A 20,764-nucleotide genomic window follows, 5' to 3' on the forward strand; every position below is an offset into this window, starting at 1 on the left:
AGGAAAAGCCGGGAATCGGGATTGGGAAATCGGGAATCGTAAAAGCCCCGACTGACACCGCACACTCGAACGACCAGCCTCTATCAATTTAATAACCCGCACATGGATGCATGGCCTCTTGTCAGGGACCCACATACAACTGCTGGTCTTGTCTGTGACCCACACAAATCCGTGCGGGTCGTGCGCGAGGAGCCGCATAAAATACGGACTCCTGCGCGGAACTGCTTAGACGTCGTGGTTGTCCGTGTACGGGATCAGCGCCAGGAAACGTGCACGCTTGACCGCCGTGGCCAGCTGACGCTGGTACTTGGACTTGGTGCCGGTCACGCGGCTCGGCACGATCTTGCCGTTCTCGGTAAGGTACTGGCGCAGGGTATTGAGATCCTTGTAGTCGATCTCTTTGACGCCCTCGGCGGTGAATTTGCAGAACTTGCGACGACGGAAGAACTTGGACATGACAGCGCTCCTTAAGCGGCTTCGGCGTTGTCGCCGTCGTTATCGTTGGCGGCGGGCGCTTCGCCCTCTTCGTCGTCACGACGACGACGCTCGCTACGCTCGGGCTTGTCGCCCTTCTCGTCCTTGCTCTTCATGATCAGCGACTGCTCGGTGTCGGCGCCATCGCGCTTGACGACCAGGTGACGCAGCACCGCATCGTTGAAGCGGAAGCTTTCCACCAGCTCGCTCAGCACGGCCTGGTCGACTTCGATATTGAGCAGCACGTAATGCGCCTTCACCAGGTTCTGGATCGGGTAGGCCAGCTGACGACGACCCCAGTCTTCCAGACGGTGGATGGTGCCGTTACCGCCCTCGATCAGCGACTTGTAGCGCTCGATCATGGCCGGGACCTGCTCGCTCTGGCCCGGATGGACCAGGAACACGACTTCGTAATGACGACTCATGTTGTTTTACCTTTCGGATGTGGCCACGTGGGCCGGACAGCTCCCCGGTGGCCCGCGCACGCGGCCGGTGGAGCAAGGGTTCCCGCCCGGAATCGGGCAGGAAGCAGGGAAGTATGGCAGTTCAGGGGCTTAGCTGCAACCGGCCGGGCCGCAAGCAGGTTTAAAGTCCCTCTCCCGCCGGGAGAGGGATTGGGGTGAAGGTCCGGGACAAAGCCAGTGGTTTCGTTCAGCAACACGAGCTTCGTACGAACCCTCATCTGCCCCTGCGGGGCACCTTGCCCCCGCAGGAACCAAGGAATAGCGCGCGCCGGCCGGCTCAGCGATGCTCGTCTGCGGTCGTGAAGCTCTCGCCGCAGCCGCATTCGGCCGTGGCGTTGGGATTGCTGAAGGTGAAGGTCTCGCTCAGGCCGTGCTTGCCGAAGTCGATGCAGGTGCCATCCACCAGTGGCAAGCTGGCGGGGTCGACGAAGATGCGTACCCCCCCCTGCTCGAAGACCGCGTCGTCGTCGCGCGCCTCGCGCGCCAGGTCGGTGACGTGGCCCCAGCCGGAGCACCCGGTCTTGGTCACGCCAAAACGCAGACCCAACGCACCCGGGGTCTGCTGCACGAAACGCTGCACGCGCTCCAGCGCGGCGGGGGTGAGGCTGACGGCCATGAGGGCACTCCGAAACAATAGTGGCAAGTATAGCGAGGCCGCAACAACCAGGCAGAACGCTTAGCTGCGGCGTCTGCAATAGATGGGGGCAGCACGCGCCTGCGACAAGCGCAGCCGTCGGCAACCTGTTCAGATGCTCGCGCCGGCGCGGCCGCAGCCAGTAAACTCGCAGGCCATTCAAGGTCGCTACGGCGAGGAACAGTCATGACGGTGGTCAGCGTTGAACATGCGCTTGCGGGCAAGCTCCCCGAAGGCGGCGAAGTCACGGTACGGGGGTGGGTGCGCACCTTGCGCGGATCTGCCGGACTGGCCTTCATCAACGTGACCGACGGCTCGTGCTTCGCTCCGATCCAGGTGGTGGCCAACGACACGCTGCCCAATTTCGACGAGATCAAGCGCCTGACCAGCGGCTGCTCGCTGATCGCCAAGGGCGTGCTGGTGAAGTCGCAGGGTAAGGGACAGTCGTTCGAGATCCAGGCCAGCGGCGTGGAGATCGTCGGCTGGGTTGAAGATCCGCTGACCTATCCGATCCAGCCCAAGCCGATGACGCCGGAATTTCTGCGTGACGTGGCGCACCTGCGCCCACGCACCAACCTGTTCGGCGCGGTCACGCGTATCCGTAACTGCCTGGCGCAGGCTGTGCACCGTTTCTTCCATCAGAACGGCTTCAACTGGATCAGTACACCGATCATCACCACCTCCGATGCCGAAGGTGCCGGACAGATGTTCCGCGTCTCCACGCTGGACATGGTCAACCTGCCACGCGATGCCGCCGGCAATGTGGATTTCAGCCGCGACTTCTTCGGCAAGGAAACCTTCCTCACCGTGTCCGGCCAGCTCAACGTGGAGGCGTACTGCCTGGCGCTGAGCAAGGTCTACACGTTCGGCCCGACCTTCCGTGCCGAGAACAGCCACACCACGCGCCATCTGGCCGAGTTCTGGATGATCGAGCCGGAAATCGCCTTTGCCGATCTGGCCGAAGACGCGCGCCTTGCCGAGCAGTTCCTCAAATACCTGTTCCGCGCGGTGCTCGACGAGCGTAGCGATGACCTCGCATTCCTGGCCGAGCGCATGGACAAGAACGCGATCACCAAGCTCGAAGCGTTCATCAATGCACCGTTCGAGCAGATCGACTACACCGACGCAGTGAAGCTGCTGCAGAACTCCGGCAAGAAGTTCGATTTCCCGGTGGAATGGGGCCTGGACCTGCAGACCGAGCACGAGCGCTGGCTCACCGAAGAACACATCGGCCGTCCGGTGGTGGTGACCAATTATCCCGAGCACATCAAGGCCTTCTACATGCGCTTGAACGATGACGGCAAGACCGTCACGGCGATGGACGTGCTGGCGCCGGGCATCGGCGAGATCATCGGTGGCAGCCAGCGCGAAGAGCGCCTGGACGTGCTCGACACGCGCATGGCGCAGTTCGGCCTGGATAAGGAGCACTACAGCTGGTACCGAGATTTCCGTCGCTACGGCTCGGTGCCGCATGCCGGCTTCGGCCTGGGCTTCGAGCGGTTGGTGGTGTACGTGTGCGGGCTGAGCAACATCCGCGACGCCATCCCCTACCCGCGCGCACCAGGCAGCGCGGAGTTCTGAGGTGAGCTTGCCGGCCGCCGTCCCCATGCCGCAATCGCCGGCCTTCTGGCTGGCGGCGATCATGGCCGGGCTGACGGCGGTACGTCGCGTGTTGCTGGCGCGGCTGGCATCGCGCCAACTAGAGCCGCAATGCTGGTGGCAGACCGGCACGGCGCGTGCCGCAACCCGGCATGCCACGGTTCCAAAGCGTTGGTCCATCGCGGCATTGGTCATCGGCGCGACACTGCCCAAATTCGTCCTACTGCTGGTGGCCACATGACGCTGTTCTTCGCACTGTGTTTCGTCGGTGTGGCCGTCGCCGGGTTGACCGCGCTGCTGATCTTCTGGCCGCTGACCCTGGTGCACATGCGCGACCGCCATCCGGAGACATTGGCCAGCTTCGGCGACCCGGCCTTCATCAGTCCCGCAGCGTTGCGCTGGTTGCTGGCGCGGCGTTACCGCAGCTACCGCGACAGTGCACTGTCCGGTCTGGCCACACCCGCCTGGCTCTCGCTGCTCACCATCTTTTTCGGCCTGGGTATGGCGGCCCTGCTCGGCCTGCTTTCCAAGGTAATGCAATGACCACGTACGAAGACACCCTGCAGGGCGCCCACGACTCCTGGTGGCTGGCCACAATCGGCCGCACGCTGATCTGGGCGCGCCTGCGCGTCAATGAAGCCGGCACCGCCGAGGTGCTGGACAGCGACGGCAAGACGCTGCCCTACGACAGCGAAGACAGCGCACGCGCGGCCTTGTTCGATGCCGAATTCGTGGCGCTGGACGGGCTGGACGAAGAAGACGCGCTCATCCGCGGCTTCTCGCTGCATGAAGTCTCGCCACCCCAAGGTAACGACGATGCCGAGCTGCGTGCGCGCATGGTCGTGAACATGGGTGGCCGCGCCTGACATGTACGCCCCACGCGCATTTGCGCAGACCGATCTGGCCTTGCCGGACTGGCTGTTCGCACGCGATGCGTTTGTCACCCTGATCAGCCAGGGCGAGGACGGGCAGCCGGCAATCTCGCACCTGCCGGTGCTGTATCGCCGCGATGGCCAGGATGTCGTGATCGAAGGCCATTGGGCACGCCCCAATCCGCAGGCAAGCAGTCCTGGCAATGCGGTGATGGTGTTGCAGGGCCCGCATGCCTATGTCTCGCCCACCTGGTACCTGGACAAGGACGCGGCTGCGCGCGTGCCCACCTGGAACTACGCTGTGGCGCATCTGCATGGACGCTGCAGCCAGGTGAGCGATGAAGACGCGCTGGGCAGTTTGATTGCGCGCATGAGCGCGCACTTCGAACAGCGCGTAGGTAGCGACTGGCAGTTCGAAATGGCGCGCGACAGCCATCGCCGGCAACTGCGCGGCCTGGTCGGCTTCCGCTTCGTTCCAAGCCGCATCGAGCTCACCTTCAAGCTGAGTCAGAACCACCCGGCTGGCGATTAAGGCAGCGTCGGTCACTTCCTGACGCGGCAAGCCGACCAAGACGCGCACGCGATCACACGTTGAGGCAGGCGGCGATGGACGCCGATACGACGCGCTGAGACAGCCGCGGTCGCGTACTCGAACGGCTTGTCACCAAAACGCTGGGACGCGTCGGCCAGTCAAAGACTGCGCCCGCTGCCGCGCTGCGCGGCGTGCTGCTGCTGCGCCTGCAACGCCTGCTGCGCCGCTTGCCGTTCCTGCCGGTCCACCGTGGCGATGGCCTCGGCGCGCAGAGCGCGGCCAGGTTCCTGGTTGGCCAGTTCCTGGGTCATCTGCCGGAACAGGGCGCGCTCGCCATTGGCCGAGGCCTGCAGCATGCGGTCCAGGAACGCGCCGGGATCGTCCTGCAGCGAGGGCAGTGGCTGCGCCTGCGTGGCGCGGCCAGACGGTTGCAAGGGCGCATGCAAGTGCTGCGATTCCTGCGATGCGGATGTGTGCTCGCGCTGCGTGTTCAGCGCTTGCATCTGTTCCGACCACGTGGGCGCATGCATCGCGCGGCGACCGGCCCCTGGCGCTTCCGGCCCGCGCAGGGTATCGATGCCGTCCACCAGCAGCCCGCCCAAGCCACGGACCTCAAGCGTCACCCCACTACGCAAGGTTTGCACATCGTGGCGGTACTTGACGACCATCGGCGCGTACTGCTGCGCCAGCTGCCGCGCGGCGGGGTCTTCCAGCACCGAGCGGTCGGGTTTGCCGTGACCGTCCACCGGCAGGAAGTTGTGCATGCGGTGCGACTCCACCAGGGGGCCGATGGCGCCGACGGGATTGCGCGCATCCCAGACGCTGGCATCGTTGGCGTAGCCGGCATGCTGCAGCGTGGCGATCTCCTCCGGCCTGGCATACACCCGCACCTGGCCGTAATGCTGGCTGGCGGCACTGACCGCATCGCCGGCCATCACGTGATTGATGACGTCGTGGCCGCCTTCGGGAATGCGCCGGTCCAGGCTGACCGCACCATAGGCGTTGAAGGTCTCGCCCTGGAGGCCATAGTGGTGGGCGGTGACCTGGGCCAGATCGCCGCCGAGGGAGTGGCCGGTGACAGTGACGTGGGGAGCTGGTTGCCCGGTCTTGATATGCTGCTGCTCTGCGTAGTCGAGCGCGTGTTGCGTAAATGCGATTGCGTCCGCCACTTGCTCGTTATGACGGGTCACGACCATGCCGCCATCGGCGGCCAGGCCATCGCGCAGCTTCTGGCGGTCGAACTCGGTGCCACGGTGGGCAACGACGAGCTCGCCCGTGTCCATGCGCTTGTAGAGGATGCCTTGATAGCCGGATGGACGGTCTACGTAGGCGAGGCGTTGGTAAGAGGCGCCCCCGATGTCGACAGGCTTGCTGTTCGGGCCTACTTCCTTTGGTGCCGAATACACATCGTAGGCAAGTGCTGCATACTGCTGACTAGTTATGCTCATGGGGTCACCTTCTCGGTTTTTAGAATCACGCGAAATAGATTGCTTCGATTGGGTTCGGCATATTTATTTGCATCATCCTCGCCTGTGTCTGGATAATTTTCTACCTGGCTCCTTGGATAGCCACCCTTCCAAAAATAAACTGCAATAGGCTTGCCGCTCTCAATGTCGCGCCTGAATAACAAAGGCTGGAACCGCGTCTCTTCGTGCCTTCCGGTTGCCTTCAGCGTAATGCCAACCCCACTCAGTTCAAACCGGCAGATGCCCATGCCGTAATAGTCCGCATCCACCATACCATCGGCATGGATCGTCGCCACGCAGGTGGAGGCATCTAGTTTTTGAAACACCATCGGGATGCCATCTTCCTTGGATTTGCTCCACACCCCTTCAATCGGCTCCATCGGCGTGCATTGCTCGTGATTGGTCATGTCGTAGAACGCCGTGCCCGATATATACCCAAACGGCCCCGGCGCATCCTCGATGGTCATGGTGATGCGGTAGGCCTGGGTCGGGTGCGGGTTCTTGCGATAGAGCGGGTCGCCATCGGCGTCGGTTTGTCCGGGAACGGCATGCATCGGCTTGCATCCTGTGAGCAAAAGGGCTAACAAAAAAGCGATTTTCTGTGTGCTCTGCATTCACGCCACCAAGGTGCGTTGTGCGGTCTGCTCGGCAGCGACGAGGGCATCGGCCAAGCGGCGGCAGATGTGGCGGATGGCAATGCGCTGCATCAACAAGACGCCGATCATCACGACGAGCAGCCGCCCCGCATCGGGGAACGTGACCATCAGCGGCAGCGATAATGGCAGCCCCAACGCACCGAGGGTCCACAGCCACACGACCAGTACCACCACGCCCGCATGCAGGATGGTGCTGCGCACCTGCAGCGCCTGCGCCGTGCGCTTACCGCCTGCCTGCACGCGCTTGCGCGCCGCAAACACCCACACCAGCAGCCTGGCCAGCCGCATCGACAGACACAGATGCAGCAGCACGCCCAGGGTGGCCGCGCTCTGGGCCAGCCACAGCGCAAGATGGCCCGGACTGCGATACGCCCAGGCGGCCATGCAGGCCGTGAGCAGCAGCGTCGCGATGGCGGTGGTCAGCAAGGTATCCACCTGGCGTACCGCCTGTTGCCAGGTGGTATGGGGCAATGAGGTGCTAGACATCTCAACTCTCCTGTGCTGAGCGCGTAAGCGGATTCAAGCCGTGTGCGCTGGCGCTGGTGATGGCGCCAATGCGCGCGCCGTGAGTGGATGAACCGTGCTTAGAACCACTTGAAAATCTGCTCTGTGCAATTGGTGTAGCCAAGTGTGCATTCGGTGCCTGGATTTTTTTCTTGCAATCGGTTAGCGCTCGATTGCTTGTTTCCTCCTGGGAAGGGCCGGACGCCGAAATGACAACACCCTTTCCATGAGGCTCGGCAACTGCGACGCATTGATTTTTATAGGCGTAAATAACGCGACACTTTTTTCAATTCCTTTTTCACAGTTTTTCACAGCTTCATTCTCGGCATCCGGTTTGCTCAACTTGCCTGTTGATACACCGAAATCAGAGCCATTATCATTTTCGGCAATCGCACCCCATGTCTTGAGCCATTTACCCGCTGGGCGCCGCCGCTGGTCCGACTGCTGCTGAGAAGAACCTTGAGGAATTGGTGCACAGGTTGCCATATTGTGAGGATCGACCCCTCCAGGAATCATGCCAGGCGGACAGCCTTGCTCTGCCCAGGCATTGGCGCAGAACAATATTGCAAGCATTAGCAAAAACCATCGTGCTCTACGTTTCATCATCACCACTCCCATTTGCCTAAAATCTCATGTGAAATCCGAACATCGATCTGATCGAGGGTGACTCGATCAAGCATCCATATCCCGAGATCGTCCTGCTTGTCCGCGTGAGCCGGCTGGCGTTGTTTGCGTTGTGGGTGCTGCGCCTGTGACTCTCGGTGTCAGTGCATGTGATTCTTTGGTCGAACCAAGATTTTCGTCTCTAGCACCCCGCTCCGGCACATACGCCCCCGGCGGCTGCCCCTGCGGGCCGGGCGTGGACGCGGCACCCCCGCCGAAGGCCGAGTAGTACATGAAATTGCCCATCTGCCCCTGCCATATCGCCGCCGCTCCGGTCGGCACCGTGACCAGCACCAAGGTCATCAACACCCCGATCCCGCCCTGCTGCAAGGCATACGACGACAGCCCTTCCGCATTGCCCAGCGTGATCACCTGCGCCGCCCAGTACGCCGCCGCCACCTTGGCCGTGAACTTCAGCACCATCCCCGTGACCACCGACAGCATCGCCATCGAAAACAGCGTGCCGATCACGTAGAACAGCCACCGCTTGAACAGGTCCTTGGTCTGGTCGAACGCCAGAAAGAAAATGAAGATCGGCCCGACCCCGATCAGGAACGCCATGGTGAACTTGAACAGCAGCAGCATCGCCCGGCGGCCATCGGGCGGGCTGGCGGTGCCGAACCCGGCCAGCAAGATCGCACGGCCTTTCTTTTCCAGCGCCTCCGGGTCGTTGGGCATTACCCGCACCGCATCGAGCGCGCTCAGCGCCACCTGGCTGTAGGCCAGGTTCTTGTCGATCGCATCGGTGGAGCTGGTGCCCTGCTCGCCGGTGAAGAGCTGGTGGATTTCCTTGTCCAGGGTGTCGGTCGCCGTCTTGTGCAACGCGGCGCCGCCCACCCCCACCGTGGTCGCCAAGGCCACCACGAGCACGATCCGGAGTGCTTTGACGACCGTCGCCATCGCATGCTCGCGCGACTGCCCGGTGGCGATCCGGTACCCGGCCATCAGTATCCATAACGTGGTCACCGTCAATGCGATCATGCGCACCCAGTGCATCGCGCGGGACGTCAACGCCAGGCCGAAGCTGGCGATCTCGTTGCTGAAATAGTCGCTGACCAGTTTGAAGAAAACGAAATCGCCGATGTTCGCATCCGCCATGGGCTGCAACCATTGCATCGTTCCGTGAAGCACTGCGTTCATTGCTGTCTGCCTGTTTGTCGTGGTGAGGGCCGTGTGCCAGCGAGGCGATCAATTGGACAACGCCGCCTTCAGGGTTGCCGCCTGCACGATCTGCCCCAGCGGCGCCAGCCACCCGTTGTTGCTCCCATCCAGAGCGGCCGTGGCCAGGCGCGACTGGTCGTCCTTGAGCGAAGCGATGTAGGTGTCGTAGGCCTTCATCTGCGCCTGCCAATAGTCCAGATCCATGGCGTTCTGCGCCACGAAGCGATGCACTTCGTTGTCATTGGCGGCCAGGGCGCCCTGGCTGGTCCCGCCCTTGTCGCGTTGCGCCTGGACTTGCTTGAATTGCTCGTTGCGTTGAATCAGGCGTTTGAGCATGTCCGCCGATGCGTTGTACTGGGCGTTTTTCGCCAGCACCATGCGCGCGCAGACCTTCAACTGCTCCTCGCCCAACTTGCCCTGCATGTTGGGCGCGAGCGACTTGAACTGCTGGATCAGCCCGGCCAGGCCGCTGCCCCTGGCGCCGGGACAGGTGTCTTCCAGGCCGTAGTCTGCCGGCCGCTCGGCGAAGGTATCGGGCATGGTGGATTGCGCGAAGTTCAACCGTTGCAGGCTGATCAACTGCTGCTTATAGTGCTCCAGCTGCTGCTGGTACTGTTTCACCGTGTCTGTCCAGCGTTTGGCTTGCTCGGCGTATTCCTGGAGTGCGTTGGCGATTGACACCGGGTCGTTGACGACCATCTGGGCGTTCGCCTGTCCGGCGCTGAGCCCGAGCGCGAGCAGCAGGCCGGCGGCAAGGCGTGGAAGTGAGCGGCATGGATGGCGCGGGGGAACAGTCATGGGGCGGGCCTCGTCAGGCGGATGTGGGTAACATGGGCGGCAGAACACGCACGCGCTCTCCGGCAGACAAGCCGCCTGCCGGGCGTGAGACAGGGGACGCAGGCAACATCGGCAGGCCAGTCAACGGCGCAAGGACTGGCAGGAGCGGGCAGGCAGGATCGGAAGACGAGACGATCGGACGCGGGGACATGACATTCCTTGATCTTGACGCTGCCCGGGGGGCAGGCATTCCATTGATTACCGCCTGGGCAGGAGGTGGCCCCGCATGGGCACTTTCCGGAACCGAGTGGCGACGTTGTGACACTGCAAGCTACTTCACCCTTGCCGCCCGATCAAGTCAAGGCACGCGCCATGCCCGATTCGTCTGGCAAACGCCACGCCCACAACGCAACGGTGCGCCGGCCAAGGCGCATGGCCAAGCCCCGGCGGTGCGCAGCGGGTTGCAGGCGTGCCGTGCATCATACGCAGGCGTGCCAGGCCCGACCAGGGAGGCTGCATGGGCACACCGGCTTCTGGAATACTGCACGCATGAGCGAACTTAACCATTTACTCGAAAACAACCGTGCATGGTCCGAGCGCATCCACCGCGAAGACCCCGAATTCTTTTCCAAACTCTCGACCCAGCAGACACCGGAATATCTGTGGATCGGCTGCTCCGATTCGCGCGTGCCGGCCAACCAGATCATCGACATGGCGCCGGGCGAAGTGTTCGTGCACCGGAATATCGCCAACGTGGTGGTGCATACCGATCTGAATTGCCTGTCGGTGATTCAGATCGCGGTGGATGTGCTCAAGGTCAAGCATGTGCTGGTGGTCGGCCATTACGGCTGTGGCGGCGTGTTCGCCAGCCTGAACCAGAAGCGCATGGGCCTGGTCGACAACTGGATCCGCCATGTCACCGACGTGGCCGACAAGCACGAGGCCTGCCTGCACAACGCCGGCGAGCTGTCGGTGCAGCACGCCCGCCTGTGCGAGCTCAACGTGCTCGAACAAGTGGTAAACGTGTGCCGCACGACCATCTTGCACGATGCCTGGGAGCGCGGCCAGCAATTGAGCGTGCATGGCTGGGTCTACAGCCTGCGCGATGGCCGCGCGCACGACCTGGGCATGTCGATCGACCGCCCCGAGTTGCTGCAGGAACGCTACGACGCAGCGCTGGCGCAGATCCAGGCCGATCACACCGAGCGCTGAGCCGCACGCACACGTGGCCGGCCGCAGCGTCCATCGGACATCGGCGGCCGGCTGAACCGGGTACTTTCTTTGCTGAGGAACGTCGATGCTGATCCCGCCTATCAACCTGCACGCCTGGATCGAGGAACACCGCCACCTGCTCAAGCCCCCGGTGGGCAACAAGTGCATCCAGCAGGATGGCTTCATCATCATGGTGGTCGGCGGACCGAACGCGCGCACCGACTATCACTACGACGAAGGCCCGGAGTGGTTCTTCCAGCTCGAAGGCGACATGGTGCTCAAGGTGCAGGACGAGGGCGTGGCGCGCGACATCCCGATCCGTGCCGGCGACGTCTTCCTGCTGCCGCCCAAGGTGCCGCATTCGCCGCAACGTGCTGCCGGTTCGATCGGCCTGGTGATCGAACGCGAGCGCCTGCCCAACGAGCGGGACGGCCTGCAATGGTATTGCCCGCAGTGCAATCACAAATTGTATGAAGCGATGTTTCTGTTGAAGAACATCGAAACCGACTTCCCGCCGGTGTTCGATCACTTCTACCGTTCGCTCGCGCTGCGCACCTGTTCGCAGTGCGGGCATCTGCATCCTGCGCCTGAGCGCTATGCCACGGTCGAGGACTGACAGCGCGATGGCATGCGATCACGCGCAGCAGGTTTGCCGCTTGCATACGCCGAAACCGGCACCATGCTGCGCGTACTGATCGACCTCAAGCCGCGCGACGTGCCGTTGCGCGTCGCGCTGCGCAACACCGCTGCAGTGGTCCTGCCGCTGGCGATCGGCGTGGCGACCGGACATGTCGCCGCCGGCCTGGCGGTGTGCAGCGGCGCGCTCAATACCATGTTCTCCGACCAACCCGGGCCCTACCGCGCGCGCCTGCAACGCATGTTGATGGCAGCACTGGCAGCCGGCCTGGCTGCCTTGCTCGGCATCTGGGTCGGCCACAACACGCCGGCGCTGGTGCTGGCCGGCCTGTTGCTCGGCCTGGGCGGCGGCCTGCTGGTGGCGCTCGGGCCCGTAGCCGCGCGGGTGGGCCTGACCAGCATGATCCTGCTGGTCGTCAGCGCAGACATGCGGCTGCCGGTGCAACAGGCACCCGGTGTGGCGGCGCTGATCTTCGCTGGCGGCCTGCTGCAGGTGGTGCTGGCCTTGGCGGCATGGCCGCTGCAGCGCTATCGCCCGGAACGCTTTGCCTTGGCAGACTTGATGCGCCAGCTGGCCGGCATCGCGCGGCAGCGCCCGGAAGCCAGCGCGGCGCCGCCGGGAACGCAGGAAGTGCTGGATGCGATGGTGATGCTGCATGGCGAACATCGCTCGCGCGCGATTGCGGTACAGAGCTTTCGCATCATCGCCGAGCTGTGCGATCGCGTGCGGCTGGAGCTGCTGTCGTTGGCCGACGCCGACACGCGCCTGACCGACTCGCAGGCACGCCCGGCGATCGAACGCGTGCTCGAACGCAGCGCCATCGTGCTGGAACAGCTCGCGCATGCAATGACCATGGGCGAAGACCCACAGGCAGCCAATGCCTCGATGACCGGGTTCGACGATCTGGTCGGGGCATTGGCACAGTTTCGGCAGGACAACACCGATACGCGCGAGCGCCGCCTGGTGCGCGTTGCCGTCGCGCGCGCGCAAGGCCTGGGCGGGCAGCTGCGTGCGCTGGTACGCAACGCGCACTGGGCCAGCAGCCGTGGCGAAATCCAGGCGCAACTGGCCGAAGCGCGCCTGCCGTCGGCGCTGCGCCCGGCCGCGACCTGGGCCACGTTGCGCGCGAATCTGGACCTGTCGTCGGTCGCCTTCCGGCACGCGTTGCGTTGCGGCGTGTGCCTGGCGCTGGCCATCGCCTTCCAGCGCTGGCAGCAGATTCCGCACGGCTTCTGGATTCCGATGACCACCGCCATCGTGCTCAAGCCGGATTTCGGCGGCACCTTCAGCTTTGGCGCGTTGCGCGTGGCCGGCACCTTCGTCGGCCTGTTACTGGCCACCTTGCTCGCGCACCTGGCGATGGACGGCGCCAGCGTTCGCATGGCCCTGCTGGCGCTGTTTTGCCTTGGGTTTCGTTTGCTGACGCAGGTGAACTACGGGATCGGCGTGGCATTTTTGACCGGCATGCTGGTGCTACTGCTGTCCTTCGAAGGCGTGGCACCGGGAGAAGCGGTCGGCGCGCGCCTGCAGGCGACAGTGGCCGGCAGCGCGCTGGCGCTGGTCGCCTATGCGCTATGGCCTACACGCGAACGCCGGCAAATTCGCGCCTCGCTGGCGCAATTGCTCAGTGCCTATCGCGACCATCTGCGCCATTTGCTGCTCGGCCAGATGGATGGCCTGAGCGATACACGCGCTGCGGCGCGTGTGGCGCGTACCAATGCGCAGGCGTCGATCGAGCGTTTGCGCGGCGAACCGCGCAGCCGCCTCAACCTGCAGGAGCTGAAGCTGGCCGAATCGCTGCTGGCCAATGGCAACCGGCTGATCCGCGCCAGCTTGCTGCTGGAAGCGGTGCTGCGCGATGGCCATCCGTTGCCCACGCTGGACGCATTGCCCATCTTTGCGCAGCAAGCCGATGAAGCCCTGTCCGCGGTGATCGACTGCCTGCGCAATGGCGGTACCCCAGCCGCGGCCACCTTGCGCAACGCCGAGCGTCAACTTTCCGATGCGTTGGCCGCATTGCCCGACAGTTCCCCAGCCACCGCCGCGCTGGCCGACACCATCGACCGCGTCACCGACAGCATCGGCACGCTCACCCACCTGCTGCGCCCTGCCCGACCGACCTCTGCCGATGCGTCGGCGGTGCATGACGGCGTGCACGATGCCGGCAGGTAAACTGCCGCCCTGATCCATGTTGCGAGCCCGACGATGACCGACCTGCTGTCCCGCGCCCATGCTGCTGCACTGGATGCGGCCGACCCGCTCCGCAACCTGCGCGATGCCTTCGTGTTCCCTCAGCATGGCGATGACGATCAGACCTATTTCGTCGGCAATTCGCTCGGCCTGCAGCCGCGTGCGGCGCGCGCGATGGTGGACGAGGTGCTGGATCAATGGGGCGCGCTGGCGGTGGAAGGTCACTTTACCGGCCCGACCCAATGGCTGACCTACCACCAGCTGGTGCGCGACGGGCTGGCACGCGTGGTCGGTGCGCAGCCCGGCGAAGTGGTGGCAATGAACACCCTCAGCGTCAATCTGCATCTGATGATGGCGAGCTTCTATCGTCCCACCGCCAAGTGCGGCGCGATCCTGATCGAAGCCGGCGCATTTCCGTCCGACCGCCACGCGGTGGAATCGCAGCTGCGGCTGCACGGGCTGGACCCGGCCACGCATCTGATCGAAGTGGAGGCCGACGAACCCAATGGCACCGTGTCGATGACGGCCATTGCCGAGGCTATCGCGCAGCATGGTCCGCGCCTGGCCTTGGTGCTGTGGCCGGGCATCCAGTACCGCACCGGGCAGGCCTTCGATCTGGCCGAAATCGTGCGGCTGGCGCGCGCGCAGGGCGCGGCGGTGGGTTTCGATCTGGCGCATGCGGTGGGCAATCTCCCGCTGACCCTGCACGACGACGGCGTGGATTTCGCAGTGTGGTGCCACTACAAATACCTCAACGCCGGCCCAGGTGCGGTGGGCGGTTGCTTCGTGCACGCGCGGCATGCCGACAGCGACCTGCCGCGAATGGCCGGCTGGTGGGGGCACGAGCAGCAGACCCGCTTCCGCATGGACCCGCAGTTCGTGCACTCGCCTGGCGCCGAAGGCTGGCAGCTGAGCAATCCGCCGGTGCTGGCGCTCGCGCCGCTGCGTGCCTCGCTGGCGGTGTTCGACCAGGCCGGCATGGCTGCATTGCGCGCCAAGTCCGAACAGCTCACCGCGCATCTGGAGCAGCTGATCCACGCGCGGGTGCCGCAGGTGCTGCAGATCGTCACGCCGGCCGAACCGGCACGCCGCGGTTGCCAGCTCTCGCTGCGGGTGGCCGGCGGACGCGCACAGGGCCGCGCGCTGTTCGAGTACCTGCACGCAGCCGGCGTGCTCGGCGACTGGCGCGAACCGGACGTGATCCGTGTTGCACCTGTGCCGCTGTACAACCGCTTCAGCGATCTGCATACCTTCGTGGAGCAGGTGGAAGCCTGGGCGGCTGCTTGAGCGCGGCAGTCTGACTGCCGTGCCACCAGAGCACCTGTACGGCACGCGGAATCGCCGCGCGCCCACATACACTTCCAGCCCGCCCGGCGTTACTGCCAGGGCCGCCGTCGTTGCCAGTCGCTGTCTTTCCCTTTTCGCCGGCGCTGCGTCCGGCTGCTGCCGGACATTGCATTGAGCCCAGTTTCTCCGCGTTCCCTGACCCTGATCGGCGCCGGTCTGGCCGGTTGCCTGCTGGCCATCCTGCTGTCGCGTCGCGGCTGGCAGGTCACCGTGTACGAACGGCGTGGCGACCCGCGCATCAAAGGCTACGAGTCCGGCCGCTCGATCAACCTGGCGCTGGCCGAACGCGGCCGGCATGCGCTGCGCCAGGCCGGCGCCGAAGATGCGGTGATGGCCAAGGCGGTGATGATGCGTGGGCGCATGGTGCACCCACTGGTCGGGCAACCGCAGCTGCAACGCTACGGGCGCGACGACAGCGAGGTGATCTGGTCGATCCACCGCGCCGCGCTGAATGTCGCCCTGCTCGATCTTGCCGAACAGGCCGGCGCGCGCGTGCATTTCTACCGCCGCCTGCATACCGTGGATTTCGACGCCGGCTATGCGCGCTTCATCGACGACCGCGACGACCAGCCGCACGACATCCACTTTCAGAGTTTGATCGGCAGCGATGGCGCCGGCTCGGCCTTGCGCGCGGCGATGCAGCGCAAATCGCCGCTGGGCGAACACACCGAATTCCTCGATCACTCGTACAAGGAACTGGAAATTCCGCCGCAGCCGGGTGGCGGATTCCGTATCGAAGGCAATGCACTGCACATCTGGCCGCGCGGGCGTTACATGTGCATTGCGCTGCCTAACGATGGCGGTACGTTCACCGTCACCCTGTTCTTGCCCAACGCCGGCGAGCCGAGCTTCGCCACCACGCGGACCGGAGATGAAGCATTCGCCTTGTTCGCGCGCGATTTCCCGGATGCATTGCCGCTGATTCCGCAACTCAAGGAACATTGGGAAGAGCATCCGCCCGGGCTGCTCGGCACGCTCACCATGGATCGCTGGAACCTGGATGGCCGCGCATTGCTGATCGGCGACGCCGCGCATGCGATGGTGCCGTTCCATGGGCAGGGCATGAATTGCGCATTCGAAGATTGCGTGGCGCTGGCAGATCAGCTGGACGCGCACGATGACCTCGCCAGCGCGTTCGCGGCCTTCGAAGCTGCGCGTCGCGACGATGCGGCCGCCATCCAGCAGATGGCGTTGGAGAACTACCTGGAAATGCGCGACCGCGTCGACGACCCCGACTTCCTGCTGCAGCGCCAGCTCGAACAGCAGTTGCAGGCGCGCTGGCCCACCCGCTTCGTGCCGCACTACACCATGGTGACGTTCCTGCGCACGCGCTATTCGATTGCAATGGCGCGCAGCGAGATCCAGCGCGAGATTCTGGTGGAGGCCACGCGCGGGCACAGCGATCTGTCACGCATCGAGTGGGCCGCCCTGGAAGCGGTTGTGCACGCACGCCTGGAGCCGCTGGACGGCGCGCATTGAGCTCTGCAGGGGACGCGGAAGACGGCATCGATGCTCGCGAACGACGGTGACATGCCGGCTCGCAATTGGTGTGACGCATGGATGTCTCTTCGCTACGGTGTCTGCAGCTGCCAGGCACTTGCAAGCAGCTCATGTGTCGTCGCCTGCGCTGGACAAACGCCGCACCCGGCCCGTTACGCGAGTACTCCGCCCGTGGACGTGGCTCACCCTCCCGCACGGCCACACCTTGGCGTGCCGTTGCCGCGATGAGGGATACTAGGCGGCACCGGCAGCGCATACGCCATGCGCCGCGCATCTGGATGTCGTACCCGCATGCCTGACAGCTTTCTCTTCTACGACCTGGAAACCTTTGGCCAGGACCCACGCCGCACCCGCATTGCACAGTTCGCTGCGGTGCGCACCGACGCGCAACTGCACGTGATCGAAGAGCCCATCAGCTTCTTCGTGCAGCCGGCCGACGATCTGCTGCCCTCGCCGTACGCCACCATGGTGACCGGCATTACCCCGCAACACGCACTGCGCGAAGGCGTCACCGAGGCCGAGGCGTTCGCACGCATCGCCGAACAGATGGGCCGGCCGCAGACATGCACGCTGGGCTACAACTCGATCCGCTTCGACGACGAATTCATCCGCTGCGGCCTGTTCCGTAATTTCTACGACCCGTACGAGCGCGAGTGGCGTGGCGGCAATTCGCGCTGGGACCTGCTGGATGTGCTGCGACTGGTACATGCGCTGCGTCCGGACGGCATCGTCTGGCCACAGCGCGAAGATGGCGCCACCTCATTCAAGCTGGAACACCTGGCCGATGCCAACGATGTGCGCGAAGGCGATGCGCACGAAGCCCTGTCGGACGTGTACGCCACCATCGGCATGGCACGCAAATTCCAGCAGCACCAACCAAGGTTGTGGGACTACGCGCTGCGCCTGCGCGACAAGCGCTTTGCCGCCACCTTGCTGGATGTCATTGCGATGCAACCGGTGCTGCATATCTCGCAGCGTTACCCTGCCTCGCGCCTGTGCGCTGCGGCGGTGTTGCCGCTGACGCGCCATCCGCGCATCGACAGCCGCGTGATCGTGTTCGATCTGGAGGGCGACCCGGAGGTGCTGTTGCGGCTGAGCCCCGACGATATTGCCGACCGACTGTACATCCGCGCTGCAGATCTGCCGGAAGGCGAACAGCGCATTCCGTTGAAAGAAGTGCATCTGAACAAGTCGCCTGCGCTGGTGGCCTGGCAGCATCTGCGCGCTGCAGACTTTCAGCGCCTGGGCGTGGATCACGACGCGGTAGTGGCCAAGGCGGCACGCTTGCGCGCATTGGGCCCTGAACTTGCCGAGAAGGTGCGCCAGGTATACGGCAGCGAACGCGCCACGGCCGCGGCGGTCAACGATGCCGATGCCTCGCTCTACGATGGATTTCTGGCCGAAGGCGACAAACGCCTGCTTGCGCAGGTCCGCGCCAGCGCGCCGGACGAACTGGGCGCGCTGGAAGCGCGCTTTCGCGATGCGCGGCTGATCGAACTGTTGTTTCGCTACCGCGCGCGCAACTGGCCGCAGACACTGTCATTCGAGGAACAGGAGCGCTGGAACACCTATCGCCGCCAGCGGCTGCTCGAAGACCGCGGCCTGGGCGAAGTCACCCTGGAGCAATACCACGCGCAGATCGCGGATTTACGGCGTACTCACCACGACGATGCTACCAAGCTTGCCCTACTCGACCAGCTCGCCGCCTGGGGTTCGGACCTCCAACGCACGCTATGACCACCTACTTTTCCGACGCCAGCTTCAAGTTCCTGCGCGCCCTGGCCCGCCACAACGACAAGACCTGGTTCAACAACCATCGGCATCAGTACGAGGCGCATGTGCGCCAGCCGTTCCTGCAGCTGATCACCGATCTGCAGCCGGCACTGGCACAGGTCAGCGAACACTATCGCGCCGATCCCAAGACCCAAGGCGGCTCGCTGTTCCGCATCTATCGCGATGCGCGGTTTTCCAACGACAAAGCGCCGTACAAGAACTGGCAGGGTGCGCGCCTGTTCCATGAGCGCCGCCTCCAGATGCCGGCGCCCTCGTTCTATCTCCATCTGCAGCCCGGCGAAAGTTTTGTCGGCGCCGGCCTGTGGCATCCGGAGCCGGACACGCAACGCAAGCTGCGCCAGTTCATTTTCGACAACCCCGGCAGTTGGAAGGCCGCCGCGCACAACCCGAAACTGCTGCGCAAATTCACCATGGACGACAGCGAAAAACTGGTGCGCGCACCGCGTGGATTCCCCAACGACTTCGAATTCATCGACGATCTCAAGCACCGCAACTGGGCGTACTTGCGTCACCTGGACGACAGCATCATGACCGGGCCGCGACTGCGCCAGACCATCGAGGCAGACCTGGTGATCCTGGCGCCGTTCGTCGATTACCTGTGCGCGGCCTTGGACCTGGAATTTTGATGACACAGGAGCTCCCGCTCGGCCAGCAGCGCCGGACGCTGGGCCGCACCAAGCTATCGGTCTCGCCGATCGGTTTGGGGTGTTCGGGCTTTTGGGGCCACCGGCGCTTCGACGAGGGCGCCGCCGCACGGGTGGTCGAGCACGCGCTGGCGCAGGGCGTGAACCTGCTCGACACCGGCCACAACTACTCCGCTTTCCATGCGGAACCGCGTCTGGGACGGATCCTGCGCCCCTTGCTGGCGCAGTTCCCGCGAGATTCGCTTGTCGTGTCCAGCAAGGGCGGCACCTTAACCGGCCAGGCCGGTATCAGTGGTGCCGAACAGCGTGACTTCTCTGCTGCAGCGATCACGGCCAGTTGCGAAGCATCGCTGCGCAATCTTGGCCTGGACTATCTCGACATCTACCAGCTGCATGGCGCCAGCGAGCACGACATCAACGACGACCTGCTGCTGGCCATGCAGCGCCTGCGCGAGCGCGGCCTGATCCGCCATACCGGCATCAATACGCATTCGGCATCGACCCTGCGCTGGATGATCGCCAACCCTGACGTCTTCGATGTGGTGCTGCTGGACTACAACGCGCTGCAGCAGGACCGTGAACCGCTGATCGATCAGCTGCACAACGCGGGCATCGGTGTACTGGCCGGCACCGTGCTTGCACAGGGCCACCTCTTGCCCGCGCGGGCGCGCCTGCCGCGTCTGGCCGACGCCTGGTATCTGGCGCGCGCCTGGCTCAAGCCCAGCAGCCGTGCGTTGATGCACTGCGCGCGGGACATGCGCCGCGCAGTGACGTCGATCGATAGCCAACGCCCCGCGCAAACGGCATTCGCTTATGTCCTGCAGCACCCGGGCGTGTCCAGCGGCATCCTGGGCACCACGCGCATCGGCAATCTGGATGACGTGCTGCAGACCCGCATCCATGCGCTGGACGCCGTCCAACGGCAACGTCTGGTCACCGCCTTCGGCGATGGCCGCGGCTCCCCCAGTCATTGATCTTCACCCGCGTCGGCCGCAATTGCGGCAGTCTGGACGCCATGAAAAAAACCATCGGCATTCTCATCGCTGTCCTGCTGACCGTCACTGCGTGGTGGTTCGGCGGGCCTTACATGACCATGCATGGCCTGTCCAAGGCCATCGAGCAACGCGACACCGCCGCACTGGAACGTTATGTCGATTTCCCGCGTGTGCGCAGCAGCCTGCGCGCCCAGCTCAACGATTATCTGGTACGGCAAGCCGGTCCAGACATCGCCGCCAGTCCGTGGGGCACGTTGCTGTATGGCCTGGGGAACCAACTCGGTGGTGCAGCGGTGGAGACGCTGGTGACGCCGATCGGCATCGGCGCTCTGTTGCAGGGGCATGTGCTGTGGAAGCGCGGCCGCAATGAACTGCAGGGCGGCGATCCCTTCGGCTCCACCGAGCCAGCGCGACCGCTGAAAAACGCCAAACACCGCTTCGAGGCGCTGGACCGCTTCGTGATCGACGTCGAGCGCGCACCCGGCGAAGCACCACTGAAGGTGGTGCTGGAACCACATGGGTTGCGCTGGAAGGTGGTGGACCTGCAGTTGGGGATGTCACCGATCCAATGATGCCGGTTGAGTGACGCGGCCGCCTTCGCCTTAGAGCGGCTAACAAAACTCTTGAATTCTGTTGATTCGGC

The 20,764-nt window shown here is 64.3% G+C and carries 23 protein-coding genes and 1 pseudogene; 14 read left to right on the top strand and 10 right to left on the bottom strand.

Annotation, left to right across the window (positions count from 1 at the left end):
• Positions 1 to 225 precede the first annotated feature (225 nt).
• From rpsR to XAXN_RS03330, 3 genes are all read right to left on the bottom strand, one after another.
• Positions 226 to 456 carry a 30S ribosomal protein S18 gene (gene rpsR / locus XAXN_RS03320; RefSeq protein ID WP_002804494.1) on the bottom strand — a complete coding sequence of 77 codons (231 nt, stop codon included), beginning with the start codon at positions 454 to 456 and terminating at the stop codon, positions 226 to 228.
• Positions 457 to 467: 11 nt separating this feature from the next.
• Complete coding sequence (gene rpsF, locus XAXN_RS03325; RefSeq protein WP_054318489.1) at positions 468 to 899, bottom strand: 30S ribosomal protein S6; 432 nt, start codon at positions 897 to 899, stop codon at positions 468 to 470.
• A gap of 316 nt (positions 900 to 1,215) precedes the next feature.
• The gene (locus XAXN_RS03330; protein WP_007966300.1) at positions 1,216 to 1,554 is read right to left on the bottom strand and encodes a HesB/IscA family protein; all 339 of its coding nucleotides are present in this window, start codon (positions 1,552 to 1,554) and stop codon (positions 1,216 to 1,218) included.
• Between the two features lie 204 nt (positions 1,555 to 1,758).
• Here XAXN_RS03330 and asnS point away from each other — a divergent pair, with 204 nt between their 5' ends.
• The 5 genes and pseudogenes from asnS to XAXN_RS03355 all read left to right on the top strand — a co-directional run.
• On the top strand, positions 1,759 to 3,153 hold the full coding sequence (gene asnS, locus XAXN_RS03335; RefSeq protein ID WP_054318490.1) for an asparagine--tRNA ligase: 1,395 nt from the start codon (positions 1,759 to 1,761) through the stop codon (positions 3,151 to 3,153).
• 1 nt (position 3,154) lies between these two features.
• On the top strand, positions 3,155 to 3,412 hold the full coding sequence (locus XAXN_RS03340) for a hypothetical protein (RefSeq protein ID WP_054318491.1): 258 nt from the start codon (positions 3,155 to 3,157) through the stop codon (positions 3,410 to 3,412).
• Positions 3,409 to 3,714, top strand: coding sequence for a hypothetical protein (locus tag XAXN_RS03345; RefSeq protein WP_054318492.1), 306 nt, complete (start codon positions 3,409 to 3,411; stop codon positions 3,712 to 3,714). The genes XAXN_RS03340 and XAXN_RS03345 overlap by 4 nt, the downstream gene beginning before the upstream one ends.
• Positions 3,711 to 4,037 (top strand): type 2 periplasmic-binding domain-containing protein, encoded by a 327-nt coding sequence (locus tag XAXN_RS03350; RefSeq protein WP_022559611.1) that lies wholly within the window; start codon positions 3,711 to 3,713, stop codon positions 4,035 to 4,037. The genes XAXN_RS03345 and XAXN_RS03350 overlap by 4 nt, the downstream gene beginning before the upstream one ends.
• Before the next feature lies 1 nt (position 4,038).
• A pseudogene (locus XAXN_RS03355) lies at positions 4,039 to 4,572 on the top strand (FMN-binding negative transcriptional regulator); the annotation flags it as partial.
• 161 nt (positions 4,573 to 4,733) lie between these two features.
• Here XAXN_RS03355 and XAXN_RS03360 read toward each other — a convergent pair.
• From XAXN_RS03360 to XAXN_RS03380, 7 genes are all read right to left on the bottom strand, one after another.
• Complete coding sequence (locus tag XAXN_RS03360; RefSeq protein WP_054318493.1) at positions 4,734 to 6,023, bottom strand: Tle-like phospholipase domain-containing protein; 1,290 nt, start codon at positions 6,021 to 6,023, stop codon at positions 4,734 to 4,736.
• Entirely contained in the window at positions 6,020 to 6,595 is a 576-nt protein-coding gene (locus tag XAXN_RS03365; RefSeq protein WP_174515464.1) for a hypothetical protein, read from the bottom strand. The genes XAXN_RS03360 and XAXN_RS03365 overlap by 4 nt, the downstream gene beginning before the upstream one ends.
• Positions 6,596 to 6,655: 60 nt before the next feature.
• Positions 6,656 to 7,183, bottom strand: coding sequence for a hypothetical protein (locus XAXN_RS03370; RefSeq protein WP_134980110.1), 528 nt, complete (start codon positions 7,181 to 7,183; stop codon positions 6,656 to 6,658).
• Position 7,184: 1 nt separating this feature from the next.
• Complete coding sequence (locus tag XAXN_RS23580; RefSeq protein WP_164514261.1) at positions 7,185 to 7,472, bottom strand: DUF4189 domain-containing protein; 288 nt, start codon at positions 7,470 to 7,472, stop codon at positions 7,185 to 7,187.
• Positions 7,364 to 7,807, bottom strand: a complete 444-nt coding sequence (locus XAXN_RS20445) for a DUF4189 domain-containing protein (RefSeq protein WP_164514260.1) — start codon at positions 7,805 to 7,807, stop codon at positions 7,364 to 7,366. The genes XAXN_RS23580 and XAXN_RS20445 overlap by 109 nt, the downstream gene beginning before the upstream one ends.
• 66 nt (positions 7,808 to 7,873) lie before the next feature.
• A complete protein-coding gene (locus tag XAXN_RS03375; protein WP_054318496.1) occupies positions 7,874 to 9,004 on the bottom strand; it encodes a TrbL/VirB6 family protein in 1,131 nt (376 codons plus the stop codon).
• A gap of 48 nt (positions 9,005 to 9,052) precedes the next feature.
• A complete protein-coding gene (locus tag XAXN_RS03380; protein WP_054318506.1) occupies positions 9,053 to 9,700 on the bottom strand; it encodes a hypothetical protein in 648 nt (215 codons plus the stop codon).
• Between the two features lie 651 nt (positions 9,701 to 10,351).
• Here XAXN_RS03380 and can point away from each other — a divergent pair.
• The 9 genes from can to XAXN_RS03425 all read left to right on the top strand — a co-directional run bounded on the left by can (position 10,352) and on the right by XAXN_RS03425 (position 20,693).
• Positions 10,352 to 11,014, top strand: coding sequence for a carbonate dehydratase (gene can, locus XAXN_RS03385; RefSeq protein WP_054318497.1), 663 nt, complete (start codon positions 10,352 to 10,354; stop codon positions 11,012 to 11,014).
• Between the two features lie 85 nt (positions 11,015 to 11,099).
• Entirely contained in the window at positions 11,100 to 11,630 is a 531-nt protein-coding gene (locus tag XAXN_RS03390; RefSeq protein WP_054318498.1) for a 3-hydroxyanthranilate 3,4-dioxygenase, read from the top strand.
• Between the two features lie 12 nt (positions 11,631 to 11,642).
• Positions 11,643 to 13,823 carry an FUSC family protein gene (locus XAXN_RS03395; protein ID WP_054318499.1) on the top strand — a complete coding sequence of 727 codons (2,181 nt, stop codon included), beginning with the start codon at positions 11,643 to 11,645 and terminating at the stop codon, positions 13,821 to 13,823.
• 33 nt (positions 13,824 to 13,856) lie between these two features.
• Entirely contained in the window at positions 13,857 to 15,128 is a 1,272-nt protein-coding gene (kynU, locus tag XAXN_RS03400; RefSeq protein ID WP_054318500.1) for a kynureninase, read from the top strand.
• Between the two features lie 171 nt (positions 15,129 to 15,299).
• Positions 15,300 to 16,667 (top strand): FAD-dependent oxidoreductase, encoded by a 1,368-nt coding sequence (locus XAXN_RS03405; protein WP_054318501.1) that lies wholly within the window; start codon positions 15,300 to 15,302, stop codon positions 16,665 to 16,667.
• 312 nt (positions 16,668 to 16,979) lie between these two features.
• Positions 16,980 to 18,425, top strand: coding sequence for an exodeoxyribonuclease I (gene sbcB / locus XAXN_RS03410; RefSeq protein WP_054318502.1), 1,446 nt, complete (start codon positions 16,980 to 16,982; stop codon positions 18,423 to 18,425).
• Positions 18,422 to 19,108 carry a DUF2461 domain-containing protein gene (locus XAXN_RS03415; protein ID WP_054318503.1) on the top strand — a complete coding sequence of 229 codons (687 nt, stop codon included), beginning with the start codon at positions 18,422 to 18,424 and terminating at the stop codon, positions 19,106 to 19,108. Before sbcB ends, XAXN_RS03415 begins: the two co-directional genes overlap by 4 nt.
• Positions 19,108 to 20,100: an aldo/keto reductase gene (locus XAXN_RS03420; protein WP_054318504.1), complete on the top strand. Its 993-nt coding sequence runs from the start codon at positions 19,108 to 19,110 to the stop codon at positions 20,098 to 20,100. The genes XAXN_RS03415 and XAXN_RS03420 overlap by 1 nt, the downstream gene beginning before the upstream one ends.
• 41 nt (positions 20,101 to 20,141) lie before the next feature.
• Positions 20,142 to 20,693 (top strand): DUF2939 domain-containing protein, encoded by a 552-nt coding sequence (locus tag XAXN_RS03425; RefSeq protein WP_054318507.1) that lies wholly within the window; start codon positions 20,142 to 20,144, stop codon positions 20,691 to 20,693.
• Positions 20,694 to 20,764 lie beyond the last annotated feature (71 nt).

Source organism: Xanthomonas axonopodis (genome assembly GCF_001304695.1).
Taxonomy (GTDB): domain Bacteria; phylum Pseudomonadota; class Gammaproteobacteria; order Xanthomonadales; family Xanthomonadaceae; genus Xanthomonas; species Xanthomonas axonopodis.